This is a genomic window from Holdemania filiformis DSM 12042 (genome assembly GCF_000157995.1).
GTDB lineage: Bacteria > Bacillota_I > Bacilli_A > Erysipelotrichales > Erysipelotrichaceae > Holdemania > Holdemania filiformis.
The window spans coordinates 408,981-411,888 of sequence record NZ_GG657557.1; the positions used below are offsets into that span (position 1 = coordinate 408,981).

Genomic DNA, 2,908 nt, shown 5'->3' on the forward strand with positions numbered 1-2,908 from the left:
GCACGATTTCTGAATGAGAAATCCTGCTTTACTCTCGAATCCGATCAGCTTTAAATCTGATCTTCACCCGCGATCACATTGACCGCTTTCAAGGCAAAGGTCAGCGTCCGTCCGCAAGCCAGGCCCGGGAATAATTCCGGATAGTTGTTCGCAAAGAAGCTGCCGGAAACGTTGCCGATCGCATACAGCCCCGGAATGACGTTCTTTTCTTTATCCAGAACCTGCATCTTATTGTTGATCTTCAGGCCGTCGCCGGTGCACAACAGACTGGCGCCCAGCCATACGCCATAGAATGGCGCCTTGCGCAGCTGTGAAAGATAATGACTTGACTTAAAGAATTCATCGTCTTCTCCCTGATCATAGATTGCGTTGTAGCGATCGCACTGGGCTAAGAACTGAACCTTGGCCTCGCCTTCAAAACCCAGCTTGTCCGCCAGCTCGTCCAGCGAATCCGCTTTCATGATAATGCCTTCCTCGACATACTTCTCCATCTGTTCCGCCATCCGCTCCGGCATCACGCGAGTCAGCGAGGAACAGCCCAGTGTATGGAACTTCTGCCAGTCTGCCTGGAAATCCCCATCATAGACCTGGCAGTATACGCCGCCTTTCTGGTTTGCCGCTGCGAAAACGATATCGTTATACGGGCAGCCTTCGTTGGCAAAACGGACGCCGTCGCGATTGACCTTCATAAACGGCTGCGTGCCTGGATTCCATTGATAGATCGTGCCCGGGAACTGCTTGGATCCGTTAGAGGCTTCAACATATCCGGCGTTTACGCCCGGCGCTACTGCGCCGCGGTCAAATAGCATCGGAGCGGATTCCTTGTCCATATCCGCGCCAGCCCACAGGCCCGCTTTGATCCCATCGCCGTGATTCATCGCGAAATAGCTGCTTGCGGTTGTGCAGGATACTGCCAGCGGAGACAAGGCCTCCATCATCTCCGGATTGCCTTCATACCCGCCGGTCGCCAGGATTACGCCTTTGCTTGTGGTGATCTTAATGTATTCGCCGCTTCCGTTCTGAACAATCGCCCCGGTCACCGCGCCGTTTTCCTTGATCAATTCGATCAACGCATGTTCAAAATCGACATGATAGCCCTTTTTCTCAATGTAATCCACAAACAACTTGTTCCGCGGCGTATCCGCCCACTCACTGTCCGGCCGCGCATTGTAATTATGCTGGGTCGGTGCGTGGTAATAATCGGTGCCTTCCTCCGCTTCGCCGGTATCGGCTTCAAAGTAACAGTCATAGCCATAGGAATCCATGATGGCCTTGACATAATCGTGCATCGCCGCAGATTCGTCCAGCCAGACCCGAACGACGCTCTGATCCAGTTTTCCGGAAGCATACCGCGACAGCTCCGTCATCGCACGCTGCCGGTCGATCGGTTTGCCCGCGGCTAACGCGTCTGCGGAATCCGCCGCCGCATACCAGTTGCGGGTATCGCAGACAAAGCTGTTCTGTTCGACAACCCGGAAGTCCAGTCCCAGATCCGCCGCTTTGACCGCCGCCATCATGCCGCCGTTGCCCGCGCCGACGATCAGCACTTCGGTCTGCCACGTTTCTTTAATATCGCCATCCTGAATCTGCGGCTGCTGACCCAGCCAGTTTTCGGATGTGGCTTCCGGCTTGGCCGTCGGCGTCGCTGCCGGCTGTTTCTCTGCCGATTCCCCACACGCGCTCAACAAACCCAGCGCTGCCAGCGACACGGCGCCCGCCGCGCTGCCTTTCAGGAATTCCCGTCTTGAAATCCCGTTTTTCTTCATCTTTCTTTCCTCCTGTTTGTGTAAATTCACACATTCACATTATAAAAGAAAGTCATGACTTTTCTGATAGGAGTATCGAATAGGCTTATGCTGATTTCAAATAACGAAGCAGCTGTTTCAGTACTGGATTCGTCGCGTCTTTACGGTACACTAACCCCAGATGCACGGTTTCCGGTGTCTGCGAGCGGATCGGCACCGCTTTGATCAGCGGACTGTCTGCCAGGATACCGCCTTCCGGCGCCAGAATGACACCCTGATTCAGTTCCAACAGCCGCCGGGAAGCAGGTACATCCTTAACCGGTGTCAAGATGATGGAAGCCCGCAGCGAGGGACTGAATTTTTCCAGATAAGCGCTGTACCGCCAGCTCTGCCGCCCGCGCGCAAACACGATCTGCGGCCAGGCGGCCAGTTCGTCATACGTCACGCTGGATTGTGAAGCCAACGGATGGCGGAGATTGAGATAAGCCTTCAATTCTCCGCAAAACAGCTCGCGATAGACCAGCGATGGGGAATCGACGTCCTTGCGCCAGTTCATGCAGCAGTCGATTTCACCGCTTTCAACCTGGCTTAGTCCGCGCGTAAAATCGACTGGAATCATATCCAGCCGCACCTGCGGCATTGCCTGCGTCAATTTTTCCAACGCCCTCATGAGCGGCGCTTCCGCAAATCCGATTACGCCGACTTTCAATGTCAGCGTCGCCTGATGGGCCTTCCGCGCTTCCTCCACGGCTGCCTGATATTGATGGAGCAATTGCCGGGCCTGAGGATAGAAAACAGCTCCGGCCGGCGTCAAAGCGACCTGATTTCGATCCCGTTCAAACAATTCAAATCCCAGCTCCTGTTCCAGCAGATGAATAACCCGGCTGATGGAGGGCTGCGAACAATGCAGCGCCTGAGCGCTCTTAGAGAAATTCAACGTTTCGGCCACATGCACAAAACATTCCAAACGATCCACTTTCATTTTTGTTTTTCCTTCCTGTTGTTTCATCATCCCTTGTTATATTGATAAGCTAAATATGAGTGATACCGCGCATATCCGCTTAATCATCCTCGCTTTAAATAATCCTGACAAATTCTGTTTACCCTGACAGCCGGAATGATTAAAAAGTCTTGAGCTTGATCATCGCGCCACATTACAACAC

At 53.5% G+C, this 2,908-nt stretch carries 2 protein-coding genes; both read right to left on the bottom strand.

Going from position 1 to position 2,908, the window contains the following annotated elements; genetic code table 11:
• Positions 1 to 50: 50 nt before the first annotated feature.
• A complete protein-coding gene (locus tag HOLDEFILI_RS10805) occupies positions 51 to 1,766 on the bottom strand; it encodes an FAD-dependent oxidoreductase (protein ID WP_039864702.1) in 1,716 nt (571 codons plus the stop codon).
• 85 nt (positions 1,767 to 1,851) lie between these two features.
• Positions 1,852 to 2,727: a LysR family transcriptional regulator gene (locus HOLDEFILI_RS10810; RefSeq protein WP_039864704.1), complete on the bottom strand. Its 876-nt coding sequence runs from the start codon at positions 2,725 to 2,727 to the stop codon at positions 1,852 to 1,854.
• Positions 2,728 to 2,908 lie beyond the last annotated feature (181 nt).